Genomic DNA, 24,083 nt, shown 5'->3' with positions numbered 1-24,083 from the left:
TTTTCTTTTTGCGTTGCATCAGGATTGTGGTTTTTCGGCGGCAGCCACCTTCAACCGCGGGAACCATTTGCGGTAAAGGAACCACGTGATACCGGCCACCAGCAGGAGCGGCCAGATGTTGAGGAGGAAAATGAGCGCGGCGCGGAAACCGGAAAGCCCGTTGCCCAGCGCCTGCGAAGCATCTGCCATGAAATAGCTGCGCGCGAATTTTTCAGGATCGGGGATGATGGAAACCACCGCCAGATCCGGCTGCCGGAGATTGACGGTAAGCGTTGAAAATGCCGCCAGCTGGTCGATCCCGAGGTTTTCGATCGTGCGGCCGATGGCGCCGCGCCTGGCTTCGTCTTCGTACTGGCGCACGTCGAGCTCCTGGTTCGGTTTGGTGTGCTCCACGGCCCTTCCGGGTTGCTGAGTGAGGTTGTTGAGGAGGTTGTTTTGCAGATGCTGGAGCGAAAGATCGGCATCGGCCAGCGAGCGGAATTCCACGAACGCGGCCATGCCGGTGATGGCATGCACGACGGAATCCATCATCATAACGGGAACGCGCAAACGCAAAGTAGCTTCGGGCGCATACCAGGTAACGCGGCGCAGGGAATCGCTGCTGTACCGGGTATCGTCTTGCCGGCCGCTGGTTTGCCTGATCTCGCTTTGCTCAACGATGCCGCCGGCGCGGGTTACGAGCTGCTCCATGCGCACGGTGGCTTGCACGACGTTGTCTACCTGCAGCCGCATTTCTCCCGTCTTTACGCGCTTTTCGGGGATGGTGGCGGCGTTGAGCGATACGTCGGTAGGGGAGGGATACGTGGTGTCGGATACCGTTTCGCCATCGATCTGGCGGGCCGATTCGAGGTTATGCCCGCAGGCATAGAGGGTCAGTACGGGCAACAGCGCGGCTGCCCACAACATGGAATGACGTTGCATAAGGTGGAGGATTTTCCCTTTATACGCAACGCCTGCAAAATGTAACCTTAGCGAAATGTTAAAATCAGTTGCGGGGCGACAGCCCGAATGCTTTTGCGAGCAGGCGGAAAGATTCCAATCGTTCTTCGTGGCTTTCGGCGATGGTGCTGATCACCACCTCATCCACTTCGTATTGTTCGCAAAGCGCGGTGAGCTTCGCTTTCACTTCCTCCGCAGATCCGCACACCATGCGGCGGCGGTTGTAATTCACGCGCAGTTGCTCGTCGGGCATGTATTCCTGATCGCGGATTTCTTCGTACTGCGGCAAGGGCGCGTCGCGGCCCCGCTCAATCTGCAGCATGCGGTAATCCATGATCGTTTGCCAGCGGTCTACCGTTTCGGGGTTTTCGGAAGCGAACGCGAAAATGCCGAAGTTGGCGAGGGGGGCGGAAAGTGTTTCCGAAGGACGGAAAGCTTCGCGGTACTGATGCACCACTTCCGGGCCGCCGCTGGGATTGATGAAATGGGCGAAGGAAAGCGCCGTGCCGAAATGTGCCGCCACGCTGCCGCTGCCGCCGCTGGAAGTGAGAAGCCAGATGGGCGGCGCCGTTTCCGCCTGGGGCATGGCTTTCACTTTTTCGTACAGCGTGCCCTCGGGCGCATTGTCTGTAAGAAAATGCTGCAAGTCCATGATCTGCTGCACGAAATCCTTATCGCTGAACGTATTCTGCGGATTGAGGATGCGCGCGGTAAGGCGGTCGCCCCCGGGCGCGCGCCCCACGCCGAGATCGATGCGCCCTGGCGCGAGGGCTTCGAGCATGCGGAAGTTCTCGGCTACTTTCAGCGAACTGTGGTTGGGCAACATCACCCCGGCGGAGCCCAAGCGGATGTGCTCGGTGTGCGCGGAAAGAAAGGCCAGCAATACTTCCGGCGTGGAGCCGGCGATGGTAGAAATGTTGTGGTGTTCAGACACCCAGAAGCGCGAATAGCCCAGTTTGTCGGCCAGCTGCGCCAAAGCCATGGTTTCCAGCAAGGTTTCCCGTACGTTACTGCCGGTCCGGATCACGGACTGGTCCAGTACACTCAATTTTATCTGCTTCATCTTCTGTCGGTTAGATCCATCCGGTATATCCGGACTATAAATGTAGGCATTATGACCGATTTGGCGATTTACCGAATTTAATTAGCTTTACAACCTACCAGACAACCAAAATTTACAGTCGGCATGGATAGCACCCTATCCGGGACGGATTTGCTGATACGGATGAAGAACGGCGATGAGCAAGCGTTTGCAGCCGTATACCATCAGTACCACCCATCCCTTTACGTTTTTATGCTGCGATATTGCAAGGTGCCTTCGCTGGCGGAAGACCTTGTGCACGACGTATTCCTGAAAGTCTGGGAAATCCGTGACCGCATCCAGCCGGAGCTGCCATTCGCAGGGTATCTATACCGCATCGCCCGGAACCATGCGTTCAAGACCCTCCAGCGGGCGGCTACAGACCGCAGCCTGCGGGAACAGATCCTGGCGCAACTGAACATTGCCCCGGAAGCCGGCAACCCCGAGCAGCTCATCAAATCCAAGGAATACGACCGCCTTTTCCACGAAGCCCTCAACCAGATGCCGCCCCAGCGGCTCAATGTTTTCCGCCTTTGCCGGCAGGAAGGGCGGACGTACGACGAAGCCGCCGAAATCCTCGGTATTTCCCGCAACGCGGTGAAGAAACACATGGTGCTGGGCATGCGTTTCATCCACAATTACATCTTCCGTTACGGCGGCATTTCCCTCGCGATCGCCTTCCATCTGAAAAATTATTTTCCGGACGGGGTACCCTCTTTGTGATTTCCGGGATATTATATGCAGGTACCGCGTAAAGGTGCCGGCTGATATGTCAACATCCACGGACCACGAAAAACTGCTGCAACGATATCTCGACGGGCATATTACCCCTGAAGAGGCCACCGAACTGATGGAATGGCTCCTGCAAACGGGCGCGCACCGCCAGGTGCTGCAACGGATGCAGGGAGAATTCCGGGAACTGGTGGCCGAGCGCCCCGAGATCGACCCGGCAGTCAGCCAGCGTATGGAAACCCGCCTGCTGGAGAGTATCCGCGCCACGCGCGTTCGCCGATTGCCCGTAAGCCGCTGGGCCGCCGCCGCGGCCATCCTGGTGCTCCTCGGCGCCGGGGGGCTCTACTTCCTTACCCGTCCATCTATTCCAAAGCAAACCATTGTACAGGTAAACCCTGTTTCCCCGGCAGACATCGCGCCGGGCTCCGACAAGGCGGAACTTACGCTGGCAGACGGGTCCGTGGTTACGCTCGACAGTGCCGGCAACCAGGTGATCCGCCAGGGCGAAACGCTCGTTCGCCAGCAGAACGGCCAATTGCTGTACAGCAACGGTACCCAACCGGCCGTAGGTTACAACACCCTCACCGTGCCCCGTGGCGGGCAATTCCAGATCGTGTTGCCCGATGGCAGCCGCGTATGGCTGAACTCCACTTCCAGGCTCCGCTTTCCCACGGCTTTTCATGACGGCCGGCGTATCGTGGAGCTGGAGGGGCAGGGGTATTTCGACGTGAGCCCCGACGCGCAGCGGCCGTTTATCGTGCACACCCGCGCCGCCAATGTGGAAGTGCTGGGAACGGGGTTCGATGTGATGGCATACCCGGACGAAAAAACCATGAACACTACGTTGGTGGAAGGAGCCGTGAAGGTGAAGGACGTGAAGCTGAAACCCGGCCAGCAAGCCCGCGTGGAGCACGCAACGGGTACCATCACGGTGGCGCCGGCAGACGTGCCGCAGGTCATTGCCTGGAAAACGGGCTTCTTCGAGTTCGACAATGCCGATATCGAAGACATCCTCCGCCAGGCCGCGCGCTGGTACGATGTGGACGTAACGTACCGCGGCAAACCGGGGGACCTGCGGATCGGGGGGCGCATCAGCCGCAACCTGCCCCTGTCCGAACTGCTTAAAATGCTGGAAGCCAACGGCGCGAAGTTCAGCCTGGAAGGCCGGAACCTCATCGTATTGTGATCTAACGATTTACCATTCAATTACATAAACCAAAACTAAACGCAACGTTATGAACAAACATTCCACCGCATGAAACGAACGGACGCCTTGCAATAAAAAAGCCGGAAGCGCTCGCAACACTTCCGGCATATTCGGGCTCCGAAAAAAAGACCTCTGACAGCACTTTTATCTCGTAATTCCCAAACACTGCAAAAGTATGAAATTTAACTTTAGCGGCGGAGCTTCCTTTGTCCGGCTCGTTCGCGCTGTTTATCCCGCATTCCACGTTATCCCGGGATACAGACCATGGAAGGAACGCTTCGGTAAATTCTGCATTGTTATGAAACTCACCACCTTTATCCTGCTGGTAGCCTGTCTACAGATCAGTGCCAAGGGTTTGTCTCAGCAGATCACCCTCAAGGAGCGGAATGCGCCCTTAAAGAAGGTGTTGAAAGAAATATCGCGCCAGTCGGGCCTGTCGATCGTGTACGACGAAAGTTTGCTCGCCGGCACCAGCAAAGTCACCATCGACATTAAGGACGTTCCCGTAAAACAGGCCATGAACCTGCTGTTGCTGAACCAGCCGGTGGGGTACATCGTGGAGGGACAGAAAATCGTTATCCGTCCCATGACCGTTCCCGTTATGGCGGCAGACACGACGTTCCCCGTGACCGGGACCGTCACCGATGAAAAAGGCGCGCCATTGCCCGGGGTAACCGTGCGCGTCCTCAATACCAGCGTAGGCACCACTTCTGACGCGGGCGGCCGCTACAGCCTGCGCGTGCCGGGCAAAAGCGGGCAACTGGTTTTCAGTATTTTAGGGTACACGCCCCGCACGCTCGGTACCAGCGGCGGAACGCTCGACGTGCAGCTGGCCCTTTCCGAAACTTCCCTGACGGAAACGGTAGTGGTGGGATACGGTACGCAGAAAAAAGCGGTGGTGACGGGGGCGATCTCGTCTGTCCGCGCCAAAGACCTGGAAAACATGCCCATCAACCGCGTGGAGCAGGCGCTGCAGGGCCGCACTTCCGGCGTGATCATCGCCTCCAACTCCGGCCAGCCGGGCTCCGCGGCCACGGTGCGCATCCGCGGCCTTACGACGTTCAACAACAATAACCCGCTCTGGGTGGTAGACGGTGTGGTGGTGGATAACGGCGGGATCGGGTTCCTCAATCAAAACGACATCGAATCCATCCAGGTGCTGAAAGACGCCGCGTCGCAGGCCATCTATGGCGCCCGCGCGGCGGCCGGTGTCATCCTCATCACCACCAAAAAAGGGAAGGCCGGCAAGCTGCTCATCAATTACAACGGCTATTACGGCGTTTCGAGGCCCGCCCGCAAACTCGATCTCATGGACGCGCGCGAATACGCCACGATGGTGAACGAAGCCAACGTGAACGACGGCGCCGCGCCGAAATACGCCGACCCCGCGGCGCTGGGGAAGGGATCGGACTGGCAGTCGACCATCTTCAACAACAGCGCCGTCCGCCAGAACCATGAGCTCAGCATCAGCGGCGGCAGCGAGAAATCGACGTTCTACACTTCTTTCGGTTACCTCTCGCAGGAAGGTATCGTGGCCAGCGATATCTCCAATTACAAACGCTTCAACGCACGGCTCAACTCCACCTACAAAGTAACGCCATGGCTTACTTTCGGGGAGAACGTCGGGTATTCCTACGATAAATCGGTGGGGTTGGGGAACACCAACTCCGAATTCGGTGGCCCCCTCAGTTCCGCCATCAACCTCGATCCCATCACGCCCGTCGTGGAAACCGACCCGGCGAAGATGAACGCGGAACCGTATAATCACCCGTTCGTCCGCAGGAACGCCCTGGGCCAGCCCTACGGCATTTCGAGGGATGTTACCCAGGAAATGACCAATCCGCTCGCCTACATTTCCACCCGCCTCGGCAATTACAACTGGAGCCATAACATCGTGGGCAATGTCTACCTCGAAGCGGAACCGGTGAAAGGATTGAAGGCGCGCTCTTCCGTAGGTTCCAAACTGGCGTTCTACGGCCATGAAGCGTTCACGCCCAAATTCCTGCTGAATTCGTCCACCAATCAAACCATCGCGATCTTCAACCGCGGCATCAACAACATCTTTTTCTGGAATATCGAGAACACCCTTTCCTATACCCGCGAAATAGGGCTGCACACGGGAACGGTGCTCGTTGGCCAGGGCGCTTACAAGGAAGGCGGCGCAAGGAGCTCGGAGATTTTCTTCGATGATGTGCCTGCCACTACGTTCGATGAGGCTTCCTTCAATTACAAAGTGGCCAAGGAAAAACGCCGGGCAGACGGTAGTGAAGGGATCGATCACCTTGTGTCGTCCATCTTCGCGCGGTTGAATTACAATTACGATGAAAGGTATATGCTGGAAGGGATCATCCGCCGCGATGGCTCCTCCCGCTTCGGCGCCAACAACAAATACGGTATTTTCCCTTCGTTCTCGCTCGGATGGGTGCCCAGCCGCGAAGCCTTCTGGCCGCAGAACGACGTGGTAGACCTGCTCAAGTTCCGCGGCGGATACGGTGTGGTGGGCAGCGACGCCATCGGCGATTTCTCCTATCTCCCCACCGTGGGCAGCGGCCGGAACTACACCATCGGTTCCCTGCCAACCAGCGCGGAAGGTTCCAGCCCCAACGCGCCCGCGAACCCCGATCTGAAATGGGAAGAAACCCATCAGACCAATATCGGGTTCGAAGCGTACCTTTTCAAGAAACTGAACGTACAGTTCGACTGGTTCAAGAAAAACACCAAAGACATCCTCATGCAGCGCAGGCTCCCCTGGTACGTGGGCTCGGTCAGCGATCCCAACGCCAACATCGGCTCCATGGAAAACGCCGGTGTGGAACTGGAACTTTCGTACAACCAGGAGCTGGGCGACCTCAACCTGAACCTCAGCGGCAACGTGAGCTACATGAAGAACAAGGTGACCTACCTCGGTGAAAACCGGCAGTTCCTTTACCTCGGTTCGGCATCGTTCCAGAATATGGGCAACATCACCCGCGCCGAAATCGGCCGTCCGTTCAACGCGTTCTACATGTTCGAGCACCTGGGCATTTTCCAGAACCAGAGCGAGATAGACGCGTATGTCAATAAAGATGGACAGAAGATCCAGCCGAAAGCGAAGCCGGGCGATTTCAAATGGAAAGATATCAACGGAGACGGACAGATCAACGACGACGACCGCGATTACATCGGCAACCCCACGCCCAACTGGACGTACGGGATGACGATCAACGCCGCTTACAAGGGTTTCGATCTCGTAATCTTCGGACAGGGCGCCGCCGGCAACCAGATCTTCCAGGGCCTGCGCCGGCTCGATATCCTGACGGCCAACTGGCAGCAAAAATCCCTCAACCGCTGGCACGGCGAAGGCACGTCGAACACCCATCCCCGGATGACGTTCACCGACGATAACGACAACTATTCCCGCGGTTCGCAATTCTACCTCGAAGACGGTGATTACTTCCGCATCAAAATCCTCCAGCTCGGTTATACCCTGCCTTCCCAACTCGTGAAAAAAGCGGGCTTCGAAAGGGTGCGGGTGCATGTGATGAGCGAGAACCTGCTCACTTTCACGAAATATACCGGCTATGATCCCGAGATCGGCGGCGGCATCCTGAGCATCGACCGGGGCATTTATCCGCAGGCGCGGACGTTTATGGTAGGACTGAACTTTACCTATTAATCGCAAAAGAAGATCCACACATGAAATCGAGATATTTTCCCATCATATGCGCGCTGGCGGCCGGTTTGACGGTTAGCTCCTGCGCGGATTCCTGGCTGGAGCCCGAATTGCGCGGCACCGACCTCGAACAGAATTTCTATAAAAACGAAACGGAAGCCTTCAAAGGCCTGGTAGCGGTGTACGACGTGGTAGGATGGCAGGGCGGGGGATACGTGACCCGTACGGGCATGGCCAACGCGGCCTCCGACGATCATTTTGCCGGTGGTGGCGGCGCAAGCGATGTGAACGATCTGCAGGTGATGACCCGCTGGGAACTGACGCCCGAGATCGGGCCGCACAACGACCTCTGGCGCAAAGGCTTCTCCGGGATTTTCCGCGCCAACAAACTCCTCGAAAAACTGCCCGCCATTCCCATGGACGAAGCGAAGAAAGCGCGTTTCGCGGCGGAGTGCAAATTCCTCCGGGCCTACTTTTACTTCGACCTGGTGCGGATGTTCAAAAACATTCCCCTGTTCGTGAAACCCGTCGAAATCAACCAGATGTTCGAAGCCACACAGGCCGCGCCGGCGGAAGTGTGGGCGCAGATCGAAAAAGACCTGAAAGAAGCCATTGGCGAAGCCCAACTGCCCGACCGCATTCCGCCGGGAGATGAAAAAGCGCGCGTCACCAAAGGCGCAGCGCACGCCCTGCTCGGCAAAGTCTACATCTACCAGGAGAAATGGGCCGCGGCGGCAACGGAACTGGCGCTGGTGAACGCTATTCCCGGCATGGCCAACCCGACGTACGGTTACAAGCTCCTCACCAACTTCGGCGACCTCTTCAAATCCACGCCGCAGTTCAAGTTCAACGAAGAATCGATTTTCGAGATTTCGTACACCAACACCTCGCAGGGCACCTGGGATTGCGTGGCTTGTACGGAAGGCAACGTCCTCAACATCATGACCGGCCCCAGGAGCTATACGGCCAAAACCGCGGATGCGCCGGATTATGTGTCGGGCTGGAGCTTTTTGACGGTGACGAAGGAATTGTACGCCGTGATGAAAGACGATCCCCGGTTCCCCTATACCATCGCCGATCTGAAGGCGCTCGTGGCAGCGGGGAAGGCATCGTATTCCCCGGGGCACGACGATACCGGGTACTTCCTCGAAAAATTTGCCGGGCGCGCGTCTAACCGCGTTCCCAGCGGTATCCCGGAACTGAACTTCCCGCAGAATATTTACGATATGCGACTGGCGGACACCTATCTCCTGGAAGCCGAAGCCCTCGTGCGCCAGGGCCAGGGCGGCGGCGCGGGATCGCGCGCGTATGCGCTCCTCAACGCCGTGCGCGGCCGGGTAGGACTGCTGCCCGTGGAGGCTACCATCGACAATATTTTCCTGGAAAGAAGGAAGGAACTGGCCGGTGAAGGGCATCGCTTCTTCGACCTGCTGCGGACCAAACAGGCCGAAGTAGTGCTGAAAGCACGCGGGTTCGACGAAAAGAAGAACTACGTGTTCCCGATCCCGTTCAACGACCTGCAAAGCACGAAAATGGAGCAGAACAAGGAATGGGGCGGCTCGAAATAATCCTTCACCACAAAAAATGACCACATGAAATTCATACCCTATATCGCGGCGGCCGCCATGTTGATGACCGCCTGCTCGCCAGACGCCGGCGATGCGGAACTGGGGCCTTTGCCCGAGGTTTCCTTCACCGCCACGCCCATGCCCAACAAACCACACAAAATCATCGTGGAAAGCACCACGCCCGGTGCGTTCCGATGGCTGTGGTACAACGGCGTGGCCGCCAACCCCATCGGCACCCGGTCCCGGGACACGCTCACGTTCCCCGAAGCGGGAGAATACGTGATCTCGCTCAGGGCTTTCGGGAAAGGAGGCTCCGCCACGGCATCCAAAAAAATGACGATGGAAGGGATCCGCCGGATCAATATCCTCAAGGGCAGCGACATGGAAACCGGTGCCAACGCGCACTGGACCATCCTCAATACCGGCGGCGACCAGACGGCCATCCAGTTCACCGGCGGAAAACTGGTGTTCTCGAACACGGGGAACTCCAACGGCGCCATTTACCAGGCCGTTACGGTGAAAAAAGACGTGGAATATACCTTCGCCGGGAAAGTGAAGGGAAATGGTGCCACGAACACCTGGTTCGAAGTGATCATCGGCACCGCACAACCCGAACAGGGCAAAGATTACGCGGCCTTCAAGCTCGTATCGCTCAACACCTGGGCCGGTTGCGGGAAAGTGGTGTTCGACGGCAATCTCACGGCGCTCAGCTGCTCCAGCGACGGGGCCAATACCGGCACCATCAAATTCGATAAAGACGGAACGGTGTATCTTGTGATCAAAGCCGGCAGCAGCGGGGGTACCCTCGGCACCGGCGGCATCCAGATGGACGATGTGCAATTCCTCGAAGAACAATAATAAAACCCATCCGGGGCCGGGCATACCGGTCCCGGTTTTTACCGAAACGTTATGAAAACGATCCACTTTCTGCCGGCGCTGCTAATCGGCCTGCAAATGCTCGCCTGCGGCGGCAAAAACAACGATCCCGCACCGCCGCCTTACATTCCGCCGACGCCCGTCGACAAAAACTGGCAATTCGAAGCCACGCCCGTTTGGGCCGACGAGTTCGATTACAACGGCCTTCCCGACCCCGCGAAATGGACTTACGACCTCGGCGGCGGCGGCTGGGGCAACAACGAACTGCAATATTATACCGACAAAGCCGCCAACGCACAGGTCGCCAACGGGATGCTGTCGGTCATAGCCCGGAAGGAAAAGATGGACAACCGGGATTACACTTCCGCGCGCCTCGTTTCCAAAGGTCGCGGCGATTTCCTGTACGGCAGGTTCGAGATCAAGGCGAAACTGCCCGCGGGCAAAGGGACCTGGCCCGCCATCTGGATGTTGCCGACCGACTGGGCGTATGGAGATTGGCCGAAATCGGGGAAATCGACATCATGGAGCACGTGGGCTACGATCCCAACCGTGTGCATATGAGCGTGCATACCGAAGCTTACAATCACTCCATCGGCACCCAGAAAACCGCTACCACCACGGTCGATAAAGCGATCGGGGAATTTCATGTGTACCGGGTAGACTGGACGCCATACGCCATCCGCGGGTACATCGACGGGTCACTGCTGTTCACTTTTACCAACGAAAGCAAAGGCTACAAAACCTGGCCGTTCGACAAGAAATTCCATTTCCTCCTCAACATCGCCGTAGGCGGCAATTGGGGCGGGCAGCAGGGGATAGACGATTCCGTTTTCCCCGCCGTCATGGAAATCGATTATGTACGCGCCTATAAAATGATCGACAAATGAATTTTCCGATAAAGACACTCGTACTGGGCTTCGTTTGCTGCGTTTTCAGCTGCAAGGGAAGCGGCGGGCCCGGGCCGGTAGATCCGCCAGGGCCGAAAGGGCCGTCTGACGTGGCTTTCTGGCTCACGAAGGGCGACAAATCCGTCCTGTTCAAAAAGCAGGACGTTATCCTCAACTTCAGCGACCAACTGAACCCATGGCCTAATATAGCGGTAGACGAATCGCAGACTTTCCAGGGGATAGACGGGTTCGGATATACGCTCACCGGCGGCAGCGCCACACTCATCAACCAATTGCCTGAATCCCGGAAAGCCGCGCTGCTGGACGAATTGTTCCGTTGGGACAGTACGCACATCGGCGTGAGCTACCTCCGGATCAGCATCGGCGCGTCTGACCTGAGCGCGGCAACTTTCAGTTACGACGATATGCCCGACGGGCAAACCGATCCCACGCTGGCGAACTTTTCCATCCAAATGGAGAAAACCGATCTGATCCCGGTGTTGAAGCGGATATTGGCCATCAATCCCGCCATTAAAATCCTCGGTTCTCCCTGGTCGCCGCCGGTGTGGATGAAAACGAACGGCAATTTCAAGGGAGGAAAGCTGAAAGTGGAATATTACGCGGCCTATGCGCAGTATTTCGTGAAATATGTGAAGGCGATGCAGGCCGAAGGCATTCCCATCGATGCCATCACGCCGCAAAATGAACCGCTGCATCCGGGCAACAATCCCAGCCTGGAGATGCTGGCGCCCGAACAGGCGGATTTTATCGGGAGCCATCTCGGCCCTGCGTTCCGCGCGGCGGGCATTTCCACGAAGATCATCTGTTACGACCACAACGCCGACCGGCCCGATTATCCGGCAACGGTGCTGCAAGACGCGAAGGCGGCGCAATTTACCGACGGTTCCGCGTTCCACCTTTACGGCGGCCCCATTTCCGCGCTCACGGAGGTGCACAACGCTTTCCCTGACAAGCATATTTATTTTACGGAGCAATGGGTAGGAGGGCCGGGTAATTTCGGGGAAGACCTGAAATGGCACGTGGCCAACCTCATCATCGGCGCGCCCCGCAACTGGAGCCGCAACGTGCTGGAATGGAACCTCGCCGCCACGGCCGATTACAAGCCCCATACCCCTGGCGGCTGCACTACCTGCCTCGGTGCCGTAACTATCGGAAACGATTACACGAAAAATGTGGCGTACTACATCATCGCCCACGCATCGAAATTCGTACGCCCCGGATCGGTGCGCATCGCTTCCGCACAATCGGGAACGTTGCAAAACGTGGCTTTCCGCACGCCGGAAGGCAAAAAAGTGCTCATCGTGCTCAACGGCGGCGGCAATGCGCAGTCGTTCAACATCCAGTACAAGGGCAAACAGGTGACCACGGAACTGGCGCCAGGAGCGGTAGGCACATACGTGTGGTAACGCCTGCAACCAAGCGTGTTTAGTAGGTTCGATAAATGGTAACGAAAGCCGGGGCGCGATGGCGCACCCGGTTTCTTTTTGGCTAGAGGTTCAGCCAGTACACGAGTTTAAGCACCAGCGCCCGGTTTTTCACGTAGAAAGGCTCGGGCAGGTAATTGTCGGTATAGACGATGAACAGGTCGGACGCCGGGCGGTAACGCCATTGCAGCCGGGTGTTCAGGTTCATGTTCTTCATTTGCTCGTTGTACTGTACGAATCCCGTAAAGAATAGCGTGTTGGTCATGGTGACGTCGAGCCGGGGGCCTACGAGCCAGAAACCGTTATCGCCCCAGGGTTGCGGCAGGCTCAGGCGGTTGTAGTTCGCGCTCATGGCGATGCTCACGTACGGTTGGAAACGGTAGCCCAGTTCCCCCGTGGCCGTGAACCGCTTCCCGCCGGCGTAATAACCGCCGTACCGGGCGCTGAGGGCGTAGGTGAGGAGGCTTTGCGGTTTGGACACATAATCCGCGCCCACGGTATTCCAGCTGTGTTTGCTGAAGGCCTGCAGACTGTCTTTCCCGAGGTTCAGCGGGTCGAATGGTTGCAGCAGCTGGATGTAAGTGGTGCTGGCCCAGATGTTCAGGGTGTTTCTCGCGCGCCAGACCATCCCGTAATTCAGCATCACTTCATTATCGGTGCGCTCCATTTTTTCGGTGAAGAAGTTGGTGGACGTGAGCTGCGGCCCGTGGCTGAGCAATGCGCCCGATTTCGGGAAAAACAGGCGGGTGGCGGTAGGTGCTATCTTGATGTAGCCCGTCCGCGGCACGTATCCCACTTCCGCTTTGTAATTTTTGCCCACGTATTCGTGCTGCCAGCCAATGCTCCAGTTTTTGCTCGTGTATTGCAGGTTGCCGGCATGCGCCCAGTCGCGGCTGCTGAGCCCGGGCGAGAAGGATTTGAGCACGAGCGCCTTGCCCGTCCAGAAGTTATTGGCGGAAGCGAGGTTGTACTCCATCCCGAAGTTGCGGTTGTAGCGGGAATAAACGGGGTCTCCGGGCTTTACGTCGGAAGGATTGTAATTGATCGATTCCTTGTTGATGAGCAACACGCCAACGTTAGACCGTGAAAACACCCTGCGCTGCAACGCGGCAACGGTGAAATTCTGGGCAGGCTGTGCCGTGGCCGACTGTTTGCCCGTTTGCATGTTCATCACGCCCAGGCGCCAGTTGCGGTTCAGCTTGCCGCTGAGGCGCGCGCCGAAGTGGATGGGCGCGCCCAGCCCGATGCGCCGCGAAAAGAACGGGCGGAGCGTGCTGTACCCGAAATTGGTGAACTGGTCGCCGTTTTCGAGGAAGAATTGGCGCCGCTCGGGAAAGAACAGCTCGAAGCGGTCGAGGTTCGTCACCTGCTTGTCTACGTCTACCTGCGAGAAATCTGGGTTCACGGTCAGGTCGAGGTTGAGGGATGAGGTGACGGCGATCTTGGCGTCCAGACCGGCGTCTCTGCGCCATTTGGTGGGATTGTCGGAAATATAGTCTTTGTTGAGGCCGCCCAGTACGTAGGGGATGAGGGAGATATTGGGCCCTGCTTTCGGGGGAACGGTATCCCAGTCCAGCACGCCGGTATAAGCGAGCGAGGCGGACGGGAATTGCCTGGGCACGGGGGCCCAGCTGCTTTTTTCGGTGGTTTTCAGATCGTTCCTCCCGAAATTGATCCCCCATTGCCGGATGCCCTTCTTGTACCGGATGGTTTTGAAAGGGATGGAGGCTTCAAACACCCATTTGTCCGGGTAATTCTTTACGACAGACGTCCATTTGTTCTCCCAGCTGAGGTCTACCTTCCCGCCGTCGTACATCAGCCCGTCCCACTGCGCGCCGGCGGCGTTGGAGCCGAATGCGAAGCCGTTGGTCTGATCGTCGAAGGGGTCGAGGAACATGAGGAAGTTATCGTTTTTGAGGAAAGACCAGTCGCGGCGGAGGCTTTCCACCATATAAGGCCCCGGGGCGCCGTTGTAGTTGATGACCAGGAGGTAAATCTGGTTGTTGTCGTACGTCATCTTCACGTCTGTCCGCACTTTGGCGAAGCTCGTGTCCATCGGCAGGATCATGAAAAAGTCAGACGCCGAGTCCGCATTTTGCCAGGCGGGCTCATCGACGATGCCGTCGATTTTGATAGCGGAAGTAGCTTTGCGCATCTTCAGCCGGTAATTTTCGTTTTTTTCTGTGCCGCCGCATGGAGCGTGAATATGCAGCCCAATAAACATGGAATAATTCGTCGCAATGTGTGATGTGTTTCCGGGTTAGGGGAGCCAAAATACGCAAAACAGGGCCGGGTTGTATCTCCGTTCATGTAAAAAGCAAAAGACCGGCATAAAGCCGGCCTTTTAATCCTCTACTGAAAACACTCACACGATTCCTTTCGCTCACACTTACTTGCTGTTGATTCTTTGATTAAATCGTTTCGTTATATATCGTCTTTAGTTTGAACATTTTTGAAAACTCGTCGTACCGCGCCAGTTCGTCGTTGCTGCGGAACTGCATATCGAGCAGCTGGTGGAATTTCCCGTTCTCGGGGAATGCCTGTTTAAGGTTGCCGACGGTCAGTTCCTTCACTTCGCTGCCGGGCGCGGCGCTGAAATAGAATTTCGTTTCTTTCACACGGCCTTTGCCTTTCGTCACTTCCACATCCCTGCTATATATCGGAAATCCTTTCGCGTCGATGATTTTGTAGGCGTCGTTCCCTACAAACCTGAAATCCTGCTGTTTTTTATCGCGGTAGCCGTACAACTGGCCTTTTTCGAGCATCATGGCCTGGTCGCCATGCACCACTTTTACTTTACCGTGCTGAAAGGGTACGTTGGGCCTGATCTTGTGATGGGCGGCCCCGTAGCTCACCTTTCCGGCCGCAAAATCGTCTGCCGAAAGATAGAGACCGGTTTTACCGGTTTGCGCCATCGCCGGAAGGCTGAGCACAACACCTAACAAGGCGGCAGATAAAGTCGGAAATATGCGCTTCATGCTGTTCGTTTTGGTGTAGGGCAAATGTACCGCGGAACGATTCCCCCGATCATGACAAAAATCATGTTGCAACGCCTTTTTGGATTTTTTAACATTTCATTTATGGAAAAGGAGAAAATACCGCATCCGGAAGGTAAAAAAGCACGGCTATGATAAAAGGAATCACAATTTTCGGGCTGGTAACGTTGATGGCGCTGAACGCCGGCGCGCAACAGTTTTCCCCCGCCGCACTCAAGTCGGTGACGGTTTACGGCGATGGCGCGGAAATGGTACATACGGCGCGCGTGTCGGTGTCTAAAGGCGTCAGCAAGGTGATCATCACGAAAGTGGCGGGCAATATCGACGAAAGCAGCATCCAGGTAAGCGCCCCGGGCGGCGTCACCATCATGAGCGCCACTTTCGGCCGGGATTTTCTGCCGGTGATCGAAGAAAAACCGGGATTCCGGATGTTGAAAGACAGCCTCGAATCCGTGAAATTGTCCCTGTCCAAAATCCGGAACGTGCGCACGGCGCAGGAAGGCACCCTCGCGCTGCTGGACAAGAACCAATCGCTGGGCGGCAAAGATGCTACGGTGGCCGAACTGACCAAACTGGCGGAATATTATACCGCCAAACAGATCGAGCTGCGGAACAGTATATATGGACTGGTGGAAAAGGAAACGAAGCACATGCAGCTCCTGGCGCGGATCGAACAGCAGCTCCGGGAAATGAACGAAAATCCCGAAGCCGCCGGCGGCCAGATCGCGCTGCAGCTCACCACGCCCGCGGAAGTGAACGGTATGATGGAAATCCGCTACGTAACCCCCAATGCAGGCTGGGAAACGCATTACGACCTGAAGCTCGAATCCATCGCCAAACCCCTGAAACTCATTTACAAAGCGAATGTGCATCAGAACACGGGCCTCGACTGGAAAAACGTAAAGCTCACACTGAATACGGGCAATCCTTCCAGCGCCGGCACAGCGCCGGAGCTGCGCACCTGGTTCCTCTATCCCGACATGCAGCACGTGCTGGGGGGAAAGGTAGCTGGTTTGAGCGAAGTGGTAGTGGTCGGGTACGGTAATGCAAAAAATGAGGAGGCGGATATGCAGTTCAGCAGGAAAATGAAATTGCCCGCCCCGCCTCCTTCGCCCGTTTCCGCCGTTCCGGCTTCCATCGTTCAACACCAGACCAGCGCGAGCTTCGACATTGATATTCCCTACGACATCGCCGGCAATGGCGAAAACCATTCGGTGGTACTGAAGGAAATGGACATGCCGTCCGGGTACACCTACTATTCCGTTCCGAAACTCGACCAGGACGCATTCCTGGTGGCCAATGTAAAAGATTTCGCGGCCTATAATTTACTTCCCGGCGAAGCGAATATCATGATCGGCAATCTGTACGCCGGCAAAACGATGATCGATCCGCAGGCTACGGAAGATACGCTGAAAGTGAGCCTCGGCCGCGACCGGCAGGTAGTGGTGCGCAGGGAGCTCATGGCGCAGACGAGCGGCACGAAAATGATCGGCAGCTCCGTCCGCAAAACGTATACCTACGAAATCAGGGTGCGGAACGGGAAGCAGGAAGCGATCAGGCTGCAGTTGAAAGACCAGTATCCCGTGTCTACCGACAAAAACGTGGAAGTGGAGCTGACGGAAGCATCCGGTGCGGAAAAGAACGCCGAAACCGGGGAGCTGACGTGGGAGCTGGACCTGAAGCCCGGCGAATCGAAAACGCTCCGGCTCACCTATACCGTCAAACATCCGAAAGGCATGCAATACCAGGGTTTATAGGATAGCGTCTATCATGACGGATGCGCGGGCGAAAGTCCGCGCATTTTTTTGAATCAAGGATCAATAATATTCGTGATATAAATCTGTGGTGGTTCCAATAATTGGGTCTGCGCTATTTTTCCAAATTCCAGAATGTATGGTTGTTTGTTATGTGCATCCAGACCTTGCTGATCTTTCCAGATTTCATAGAAGACAAAAACATGTTTATCGTCCTGTCCCTGATGCAGATCGTATTGAATGCAGGCTGCTTCTTTCCTCGTTTCGGTAACCATATTGCGTAAAGCTTTTTCAACTTCCTGCAGATACTCGGGTTTTACCTTTAAAACAGCGGTTAAATAAATCTTCATGCGAATTGATTTTCTAGTTGAAGGACCTTGTTTAAATGCTCGTTATATGCTTTGCGATAATTTTCTATTCGTTCGCTTGTGGCATTCTTTTCCAAATCGTGGAAATGGAATCCGCCAAGCCTTTCCATTCCGGTAAACTGGTTCATTTTATGGAAACCGAACAGTATCCCGTCATCGACAGCAACCTGGTCGAAAAATTCTCCCGGCAATGTAAATGCGGTTTCCGGGGCATTCCAGGTGGTGTTGACCATGTATTTTTTCCCATGCATCAAGCCGCCTGTTCCGTAGTTGACATCGGGATTTTGCCGGGAGCGCCCGTCGTTCTTATAGATGCCGTTTTCATGACCTGCGGTAAAAACTTCATCAATGTAAAACTTCAATCGGTTCGGCACCTGGAACCACCAGATGGGCATGTGGTAAATGATCATGTCCGCCCACTTGAAATTTTCCACTTCCGTTTTGGGATTGAATTCGTCGTTGACATTGAAACCCCTGACTTGATACCCGTTTTTCTGCAGCGTTTCTATTGTCCATCTGTTAAGGGTGTTGTTGAATGCTCCGCCTGAATGTGCGAATTTTTGTCCGCCGTTAATAATGAATATATTTTTCATGATTTTTCAGATTTTGGAAAGTTCTGTATTGATAAAGCCAATTTCATCAGGTGTTAGCTGAATATCCATTGCTTTTGCATTCGCAATTGCCTGCGCTGCATTTCTTGCGCCCGCTAATACTACGGTAATGGCCGGTTGGAGGGTCGTCCAACGTAATACCAGTTGCGATAAACTTGCGTTTTTACCTGCTGCGAGCGGCTCGATCGTTTGTAGAAATGCTTTTACTTTTTCAAGGTCAAACTGTTGAAAATATCCGTTCCTGTGATCATTTTCTTTCAGTTTTCCTTCCTGGAAGTATTTTCCCGTGAGCAAGCCTCTTTCCATCGGGCTGTAGGCGATGATTCCGAGGTTGTTTTCCAGCGCATAGGGGACCAGGTCGTTTTCAATACTTCTGTTCAATATGCTATATCCCACTTGATCGCTAACGATATGCAGGCTTTTACGGGCTTCTTTTACCTGCTCCAGGTTGTAGTTGCTGACACCTGCAGCGCGTATTTTACCTTGTTGTAAAAGGGTTTCCAAAGCTTCCATGGTTTCGGCAATGGGAGTGGAGCTATCCGGCCAGTGGATCTGCAGAAGATCAAGATAATCCGTGTCCAGGCGTTTCAGGCTTTCTTCCACTTCCTTTATCACATTAGCTTTTGAAGCATATTTATAAATGGGGATCGTTTTTCCGTTTTCTTCGGCATCAAAGAAGAACTCACCTTTTCCCTGGTTGCTGCCATCCCATACCAGGCCAAATTTGGAAAGTAATTGCAGCTTGCTTCGGTCATATCCCTTGATAGCTTTACCGATCATTGCTTCGCTCAGGCCGAAACCATAGAAAGGTGCGGTGTCCAGCGTGGTTACACCGTTATCAATGGAGGCTCTTACCGATTCGATAGAGTCTTTTTGTTCGTTGCCACCCCACATATTTCCGCCGATAGCAAAGGCTCCGTAAGTAATGGCTGATAATTTTAAATCTGACGTTCCTAGTGCTCTGAATTCCATTATTATTAGTATTGTAATTGATACTGCAAAATTCTATCATAAAATTGGATCATTGAAATAGTTTAAATAGTATCTTTGTATTATTAAAGTGATAGAAATGAGATGGAATCTGGAATGGTTACGTACTTTTAAGGCGATCTACGAAACCGGAACTTTATCGGCAGCGGCGCAGGAATTGTATATTTCACAGCCCGGTGTTAGCCTGCATTTGAATTCTTTGGAAGCTTATACAGGGTACAAGTTATTTGACAGGGCTGCCAGGAAAATGGTGCCAACTGAAAAGGGGAAAATGTTTTATAACTTTTTAATTGATCCGCTTAAAAAATTGGAGCAAGGCGAAGAGCTTTTTCATAAACGATCGGAACATGATCGAACTACCATTAGTTTAGGTTTGTGCTTTGAGACTTTTCAATATACACTGGAAGAGCATATCAATCAGCTTCCGTTTAATCTTATCATAAAGTTCGGGGAGTATCCGCAGATGCAGCAAGATCTGGATAATGGTTTGTTGGATTTAATTGTAACACCACAAAAAGGAAGTCAACAAAACCTGCAATACCAGCCTTTTTCCAAAGAGCGGATTATTCTGATTGCGGGAGGTAAAACGGATACCACCCAGTTGGAAAAATTATTGAAGAAAGGGAATGTAAAAGACGCCAAGGAAATTTTAAAACAACAGCTCTGGTACAGTACAACCGCCGATACTGAGAATTTAAGAAAATTCTGGTTGGAACATTTTGGCGAACATCCAGACTTTAGTCCCAACTACATTGTTCCCAATATCAGTTCTATTATTCGCTGTTTAAGCGATAGTACAGGTTTCTCTATCGTACCCGATTTCCTCTGTAAAGAGTCCATTGCTGAAGGAAAAATCAAATTGGTTTGGGAGGGAAAAAAGCCATTGGAAAACATTCTATATTTTGGTACGCGTAAGAAAACAATGTATACTGAAGAAATAGCGCGGTTGCAAGGGTTGTTTATCGATAAACTGGATGTAAAATAATGGCGCTTTTTTGCTTTTGCCTCGTCTTTTTTCGAAAAAATCACACTTTTCCCTCTACGTTTTTTTATGGTTGTAAGCGATAATCCCGTTACATTTGGGTAGTTATCAAAACGTAGAACGTTAACCCTGCACAACACATGAAACTTACTATCAGACCAGAAACTCCGGCCGACCAAAAGGCCATCTTCGAATTGAACGCGCTGGTATTCGGCCAGGAAGGGGAAAGCCGGTTGATCGATGAGCTGCGCGGAACGGAATGGTTCATTCCGGAATTATCCATCGTGGCGTTTGCCGGCGAGCATCTCGTAGGGCATATTTTACTGACGCGGTTGCCCTTGCTGGGAGACGACGGCAAAACGTACGAATCGCTGGCGCTGGCGCCCATGGCGGTTACGACGGCGTTGCACGGGCTGGGTATCGGCGGCCAGATGGTCCGTCATGCTTTGCAGGAGGCGCGGGCGCTGGGTTTTGGCTCGGTGATCGTGCTCGGCCATGCGGAATATTATCCGCGCTTCGGTTTCGTGCCGGCATCGAAATTCGGTATCCGCACGGCGTACGAAGTGCCGGACGATGTTTTCATGGCCCAGGAACTGACGCCGGGCGCGCTGGCCGGTAAAGCCGGGCAAGTATTGTACCCCGAGCCGTTCGAGGCCGTGAGCTGATCCCAAAAGGGAAAGCCGGTCAGGTTGACCCCGCCGGCTTTCGATGTTCTGGATGATTCCCGTTCAAAAAGATTTATGGCGCCACTTCGAGGCAAACGAGCTTCCCGTCCATGGAAGACGCGAGCACGCGATTGCCGGTGAGGGGCTGTACGGTATTGACGAGGCAATCGGAGAACCGGTGTTTCCAGCGTAAAGCGCCGTCTGTAGCGGAGATAGCGCAAACCAGGCCCGATTGCCCGGCGATGAAGACCACGCCGTCTTTTTCGGCGATGGGGGTGGGACAAATCTCATATCCCAGTTGCACGGGCGATTGCCAGACTATTTTCCTTTCGGTTGCGCCTGCATCGAATGCGAGGATGTTCCCCTGCATGGTTTTGGCGTAGACGCGTGAACTGTCTTCCGACATCCCGATCGATTCGCGGACCCATTGCGCATCGTCGCGGAAGCGCCAGATGTTCTGGCCGTTTTCCGTATCGATGACGGTCATGTATCTGTCCGGCGACACGATCCATGCGCGGTTGCGGGTGGCTACGGGCCAAACCGCGGCCGGGGAGAACATCCGGTTGGCCGCGCCGTTGGTCCACTGCCAGAGGGAATCTCCCGTTTGCGCGTTGAGTGCGTAGAACCGGTTGCCCCAGGTCCCGAACAGCACTTTGTTGCCGTACACGAGCGGCCGCATTTCCGCGAAGCCCTTGATGCCGGGGCGCTCCCAGGCTATTTTGCCCGTGCCGATGTCCCACGCGCGGCAATACCCGTCCGATCCTGCGATGATGGCGAGGTTGCCCGACAGCGCGGGCGATGAAACGATCGCCATGCCGGTTTCCCGTATCCATGCGCGCTTGCCGTTCGATAGCTGGAGGCAATACACTTTCCCGTCGGAACAGGGGACGATCACCTTCCCGGCATGGACGAGCGGGGTGGCATATATCTTACCGCCGGCTTTGTAGCGCCAGCGGAGTTTACCGGTTTGCAGATCGGCGGCTTTGATATCGCCGTTGGTAGTGGTGTAAATGACTTTCCCGTCGGCGATAGCCACTGCGCTGCCCATGTCTCCATCTTCCTGGATCTGCCATAAGGTTTTCACATTCGGGAACGAGTCGTTGACACGTTTGGCCGCATCGTCGGCGATTGGCGGATACTTGTCCGCGCCGCCTGTTACCAGGGGCATGCGATGCCAATCGGGGAGCGTTTGCACGGCGGGGCGCCTTTCGGCGAACAGCACGGAATCCCGGCGAACGGTCACGAGGTTGTAACCGCCCACGCTGTCTTTGGCGCGGAGGTTGGAGCGGCACATCACGTTGGGGATGGCCGTGCGGGTGTAGATGCGGTTGGCATGGCCATGGCCGCAAAGCATGAGCTGTACGTTCTTTTCGCGGAGCATGCCGTAAACATCCAGCCAGTTGTTGAGGCCTTCGTCGAGCGGGTAATGGTTGATGTAGACGATGGGCATGGAAGCGGGCGTGCGGTCGAGGGTTTTGCGGAGCCAGACCATGTTTTCCCGCGGCACCTGGCCCGGGCCCATGCGCATGTTGGGGCCGCTGTTGGTGCCGATGAAGCGGTAGCCTTTGTGGTCGAACAGGAAGGTTTCGCTGCCGAACACGGTGCGGAAGGAATTGCAGCCGCTTTCCGACCACTTGGTGTCGTGGTTTCCGGGGACGACGTGCCAGGGTTTTCCGAGCTTGTCCATGGCCTGTTTGGCCATTTTCAGTTCCGCGTCCGACCCGAACTCGGTGACGTCTCCCGAAAATATGACGAAATCGATCCCGGGAAGTTGGTTGAGGTCGTGGATGGTGCGCTCCAGGTCGTTCAGCCCCGTTTCCGTGCCTACGTGCGTATCGGTGACGAGCGCGAATCGGAAAAGGGTGTCCTGCGCGGTGGCGGTGCCGGAGAGCAGGAGGGCTCCCAGCAGCCAGGCTAAGCATGTTTTCATGATCCCCAAGATACCACGCCGCAGCGGGAAATAAAATGGTTGGCGGGATAACGGCGGAATGGAGGAAGATTGTCGCGGGAAGTAAAAAGCCCGCGGCACAAAGCGCCGCGGGCCATATAACGTACCCTTTTCACCAGGGAACTTATCTGTTGTTTCTCCGGATCATCATGAAATTCACCACCCACTGGAAAGCGATGAACCCGAAAAGGTAAATCATCGACCAGGTGGAGAATGGTTTACCGGTCATGAAGCCCGTTGCGATCGCGGCGATCGCCAGCGCGCCCAGCCCGTAAATATACACCTGCATCAATAATTGCTGCTTGAACGCACGGTTACGAACGCTAAGGGGGATCATGTACGAAATGCCCGCGTAAATCATCACGAGCCATCCCGCGCCGCCGCCTGTCGCCAGCATGCCGATGATGCCGGCAACGGCCACGCCAAGGCTCACCGCCACCCAGTTGGAAGCGCTGATCTCCTTGTCGTCGAGCATATATTTGCCGTATTTGTTGAAGCGGAGGAACAGGTTGCTCACCGGTTCCATCACCCAGGTCGTAAATGCGAACGCGATGAGGAGGTATACCACGGGCATGAGGTAAGGTGCGAGCTCGGGCCTGGCCGTAGCCATGCCGCTGAGGAACCTGGTGGCGAGGTACAGCCCGATGATGAAGGCCCATTGGAATTTTTCGCTGAGCTTGGCCATGAAGAACGCGTACTTCAGGAAGAGGCGGTACACGAGGTATCGGCCTTTCAATGCTTCCACCATGCCGGCCTGCGCCATTTGCATAGACGGATCGATGCGCAGCGCTTCCCGGAAATGCTCCAGTGCTTTTTTGGAATCGCCTTTTTCGAGGAGGCCCCAGCCATAGTTGGCGTGCGTATAGGCGTTCTCGGGATCGTGGCGGAAAGCGTTTTCCATGCCCTCGAACGATTCTTCCTTGCGGTTCAGTTTCAGGAGCGCCGTGCTGCGGGCGTTGATGGCGTAAATATTCTCGGGGTCTATCTGCAGGCCCTGTTCGGCCATGGCCAGCGCTTCGGAGAATTTCTTGCGCTGGTTGAGCAGCAGGGCGTACGTGGCGTAATATCCCGCTTCCTGCGGATCGAGGCGGATGGCTTCGCGCAGGTCGGCTTCGGCGGCGTTGTAATCTTCGTTATTGAGGTGGATGCGCGCGCGCTGGTAATACAGCCTGTCGTCTGCCGGGTCGAGGCCGATGGTATCGTTTACGATCTGGAGGGCTTCGTCGTGCTGGTCCAGCTGGATCTTCACTTCGGCCAGCAGTCCCAGGGCGTTGGTGTCCATGGGATAGCGGGCCAGCGTTTGCTGGATGGCGGTTTCCGCTTCGCGGTATTTTCGATGCTGCATAAGGTATACAGCGCGTTCGATCATGTTGTGATCCATG

At 55.2% G+C, this 24,083-nt stretch carries 20 protein-coding genes; 11 read left to right on the top strand and 9 right to left on the bottom strand.

The window, feature by feature from the left end; genetic code table 11:
- Positions 1-18: 18 nt before the first annotated feature.
- The gene (locus WJU22_RS20185; RefSeq protein ID WP_341839976.1) at positions 19-921 is read right to left on the bottom strand and encodes a DUF4349 domain-containing protein; all 903 of its coding nucleotides are present in this window, start codon (positions 919-921) and stop codon (positions 19-21) included.
- 64 nt (positions 922-985) lie between these two features.
- A complete protein-coding gene (locus WJU22_RS20180; RefSeq protein ID WP_341839975.1) occupies positions 986-2,002 on the bottom strand; it encodes an LLM class flavin-dependent oxidoreductase in 1,017 nt (338 codons plus the stop codon).
- Between the two features lie 123 nt (positions 2,003-2,125).
- Between WJU22_RS20180 and WJU22_RS20175 the strand changes: the two genes are divergently transcribed.
- The 8 genes from WJU22_RS20175 to WJU22_RS20140 all read left to right on the top strand — a co-directional run bounded on the left by WJU22_RS20175 (position 2,126) and on the right by WJU22_RS20140 (position 12,369).
- Positions 2,126-2,743, top strand: coding sequence for an RNA polymerase sigma-70 factor (locus tag WJU22_RS20175; RefSeq protein ID WP_341839974.1), 618 nt, complete (start codon positions 2,126-2,128; stop codon positions 2,741-2,743).
- Between the two features lie 46 nt (positions 2,744-2,789).
- Complete coding sequence (locus WJU22_RS20170; protein WP_341839973.1) at positions 2,790-3,938, top strand: FecR domain-containing protein; 1,149 nt, start codon at positions 2,790-2,792, stop codon at positions 3,936-3,938.
- A gap of 319 nt (positions 3,939-4,257) precedes the next feature.
- Positions 4,258-7,614, top strand: a complete 3,357-nt coding sequence (locus WJU22_RS20165; protein WP_341839972.1) for a TonB-dependent receptor — start codon at positions 4,258-4,260, stop codon at positions 7,612-7,614.
- A 20-nt stretch (positions 7,615-7,634) separates the two neighbouring features.
- Complete coding sequence (locus WJU22_RS20160) at positions 7,635-9,179, top strand: RagB/SusD family nutrient uptake outer membrane protein (protein WP_341839971.1); 1,545 nt, start codon at positions 7,635-7,637, stop codon at positions 9,177-9,179.
- Between the two features lie 24 nt (positions 9,180-9,203).
- Positions 9,204-10,037 carry a hypothetical protein gene (locus WJU22_RS20155; protein ID WP_341839970.1) on the top strand — a complete coding sequence of 278 codons (834 nt, stop codon included), beginning with the start codon at positions 9,204-9,206 and terminating at the stop codon, positions 10,035-10,037.
- A 51-nt stretch (positions 10,038-10,088) separates the two neighbouring features.
- Complete coding sequence (locus tag WJU22_RS20150; RefSeq protein WP_341839969.1) at positions 10,089-10,616, top strand: glycoside hydrolase family 16 protein; 528 nt, start codon at positions 10,089-10,091, stop codon at positions 10,614-10,616.
- The gene (locus WJU22_RS20145) at positions 10,577-10,942 is read left to right on the top strand and encodes a glycoside hydrolase family 16 protein (RefSeq protein ID WP_341839968.1); all 366 of its coding nucleotides are present in this window, start codon (positions 10,577-10,579) and stop codon (positions 10,940-10,942) included. The genes WJU22_RS20150 and WJU22_RS20145 overlap by 40 nt, the downstream gene beginning before the upstream one ends.
- Positions 10,939-12,369, top strand: coding sequence for a glycoside hydrolase family 30 protein (locus tag WJU22_RS20140; RefSeq protein ID WP_341839967.1), 1,431 nt, complete (start codon positions 10,939-10,941; stop codon positions 12,367-12,369). Before WJU22_RS20145 ends, WJU22_RS20140 begins: the two co-directional genes overlap by 4 nt.
- 82 nt (positions 12,370-12,451) lie before the next feature.
- Here the strand turns inward: WJU22_RS20140 and WJU22_RS20135 are convergent, their stop codons facing one another.
- Both WJU22_RS20135 and WJU22_RS20130 read right to left on the bottom strand, forming a co-directional pair.
- Positions 12,452-14,542, bottom strand: a complete 2,091-nt coding sequence (locus WJU22_RS20135; protein WP_341839966.1) for a DUF5916 domain-containing protein — start codon at positions 14,540-14,542, stop codon at positions 12,452-12,454.
- A 256-nt stretch (positions 14,543-14,798) separates the two neighbouring features.
- On the bottom strand, positions 14,799-15,365 hold the full coding sequence (locus WJU22_RS20130; protein ID WP_341839965.1) for a hypothetical protein: 567 nt from the start codon (positions 15,363-15,365) through the stop codon (positions 14,799-14,801).
- A 149-nt stretch (positions 15,366-15,514) separates the two neighbouring features.
- Here WJU22_RS20130 and WJU22_RS20125 point away from each other — a divergent pair, with 149 nt between their 5' ends.
- Positions 15,515-17,140, top strand: coding sequence for a DUF4139 domain-containing protein (locus WJU22_RS20125; protein WP_341839964.1), 1,626 nt, complete (start codon positions 15,515-15,517; stop codon positions 17,138-17,140).
- 53 nt (positions 17,141-17,193) lie between these two features.
- On the opposite strand, the gene WJU22_RS20120 is transcribed toward WJU22_RS20125, so the two are convergent.
- From WJU22_RS20120 to WJU22_RS20110, 3 genes are read right to left on the bottom strand one after another with little or no spacing between them, the layout of a single operon-like run.
- Positions 17,194-17,487, bottom strand: coding sequence for a putative quinol monooxygenase (locus WJU22_RS20120; protein ID WP_341839963.1), 294 nt, complete (start codon positions 17,485-17,487; stop codon positions 17,194-17,196).
- Positions 17,484-18,098, bottom strand: a complete 615-nt coding sequence (locus WJU22_RS20115; protein WP_341839962.1) for an NAD(P)H-dependent oxidoreductase — start codon at positions 18,096-18,098, stop codon at positions 17,484-17,486. The genes WJU22_RS20120 and WJU22_RS20115 overlap by 4 nt, the downstream gene beginning before the upstream one ends.
- Before the next feature lie 6 nt (positions 18,099-18,104).
- Positions 18,105-19,088, bottom strand: a complete 984-nt coding sequence (locus WJU22_RS20110; RefSeq protein WP_341839961.1) for an aldo/keto reductase — start codon at positions 19,086-19,088, stop codon at positions 18,105-18,107.
- A gap of 97 nt (positions 19,089-19,185) precedes the next feature.
- On the opposite strand from WJU22_RS20110, the gene WJU22_RS20105 reads away from it, so the two are divergent.
- Both WJU22_RS20105 and WJU22_RS20100 read left to right on the top strand, forming a co-directional pair.
- Positions 19,186-20,091, top strand: a complete 906-nt coding sequence (locus WJU22_RS20105; protein ID WP_341839960.1) for a LysR family transcriptional regulator — start codon at positions 19,186-19,188, stop codon at positions 20,089-20,091.
- A 137-nt stretch (positions 20,092-20,228) separates the two neighbouring features.
- Positions 20,229-20,753, top strand: coding sequence for an N-acetyltransferase (locus WJU22_RS20100; RefSeq protein WP_341839959.1), 525 nt, complete (start codon positions 20,229-20,231; stop codon positions 20,751-20,753).
- A 73-nt stretch (positions 20,754-20,826) separates the two neighbouring features.
- Here the strand turns inward: WJU22_RS20100 and WJU22_RS20095 are convergent, their stop codons facing one another.
- Complete coding sequence (locus WJU22_RS20095) at positions 20,827-22,683, bottom strand: PQQ-binding-like beta-propeller repeat protein (protein ID WP_341839958.1); 1,857 nt, start codon at positions 22,681-22,683, stop codon at positions 20,827-20,829.
- Positions 22,684-22,825: 142 nt separating this feature from the next.
- A complete protein-coding gene (locus tag WJU22_RS20090; RefSeq protein WP_341839957.1) occupies positions 22,826-24,082 on the bottom strand; it encodes a tetratricopeptide repeat protein in 1,257 nt (418 codons plus the stop codon).
- Position 24,083 lies beyond the last annotated feature (1 nt).

The sequence above is a fragment of the Chitinophaga caseinilytica genome (assembly GCF_038396765.1).
GTDB classification, from domain to species: Bacteria; Bacteroidota; Bacteroidia; order Chitinophagales; family Chitinophagaceae; genus Chitinophaga; species Chitinophaga caseinilytica.
This window is presented reverse-complemented; position numbering and strand designations above follow the sequence as displayed.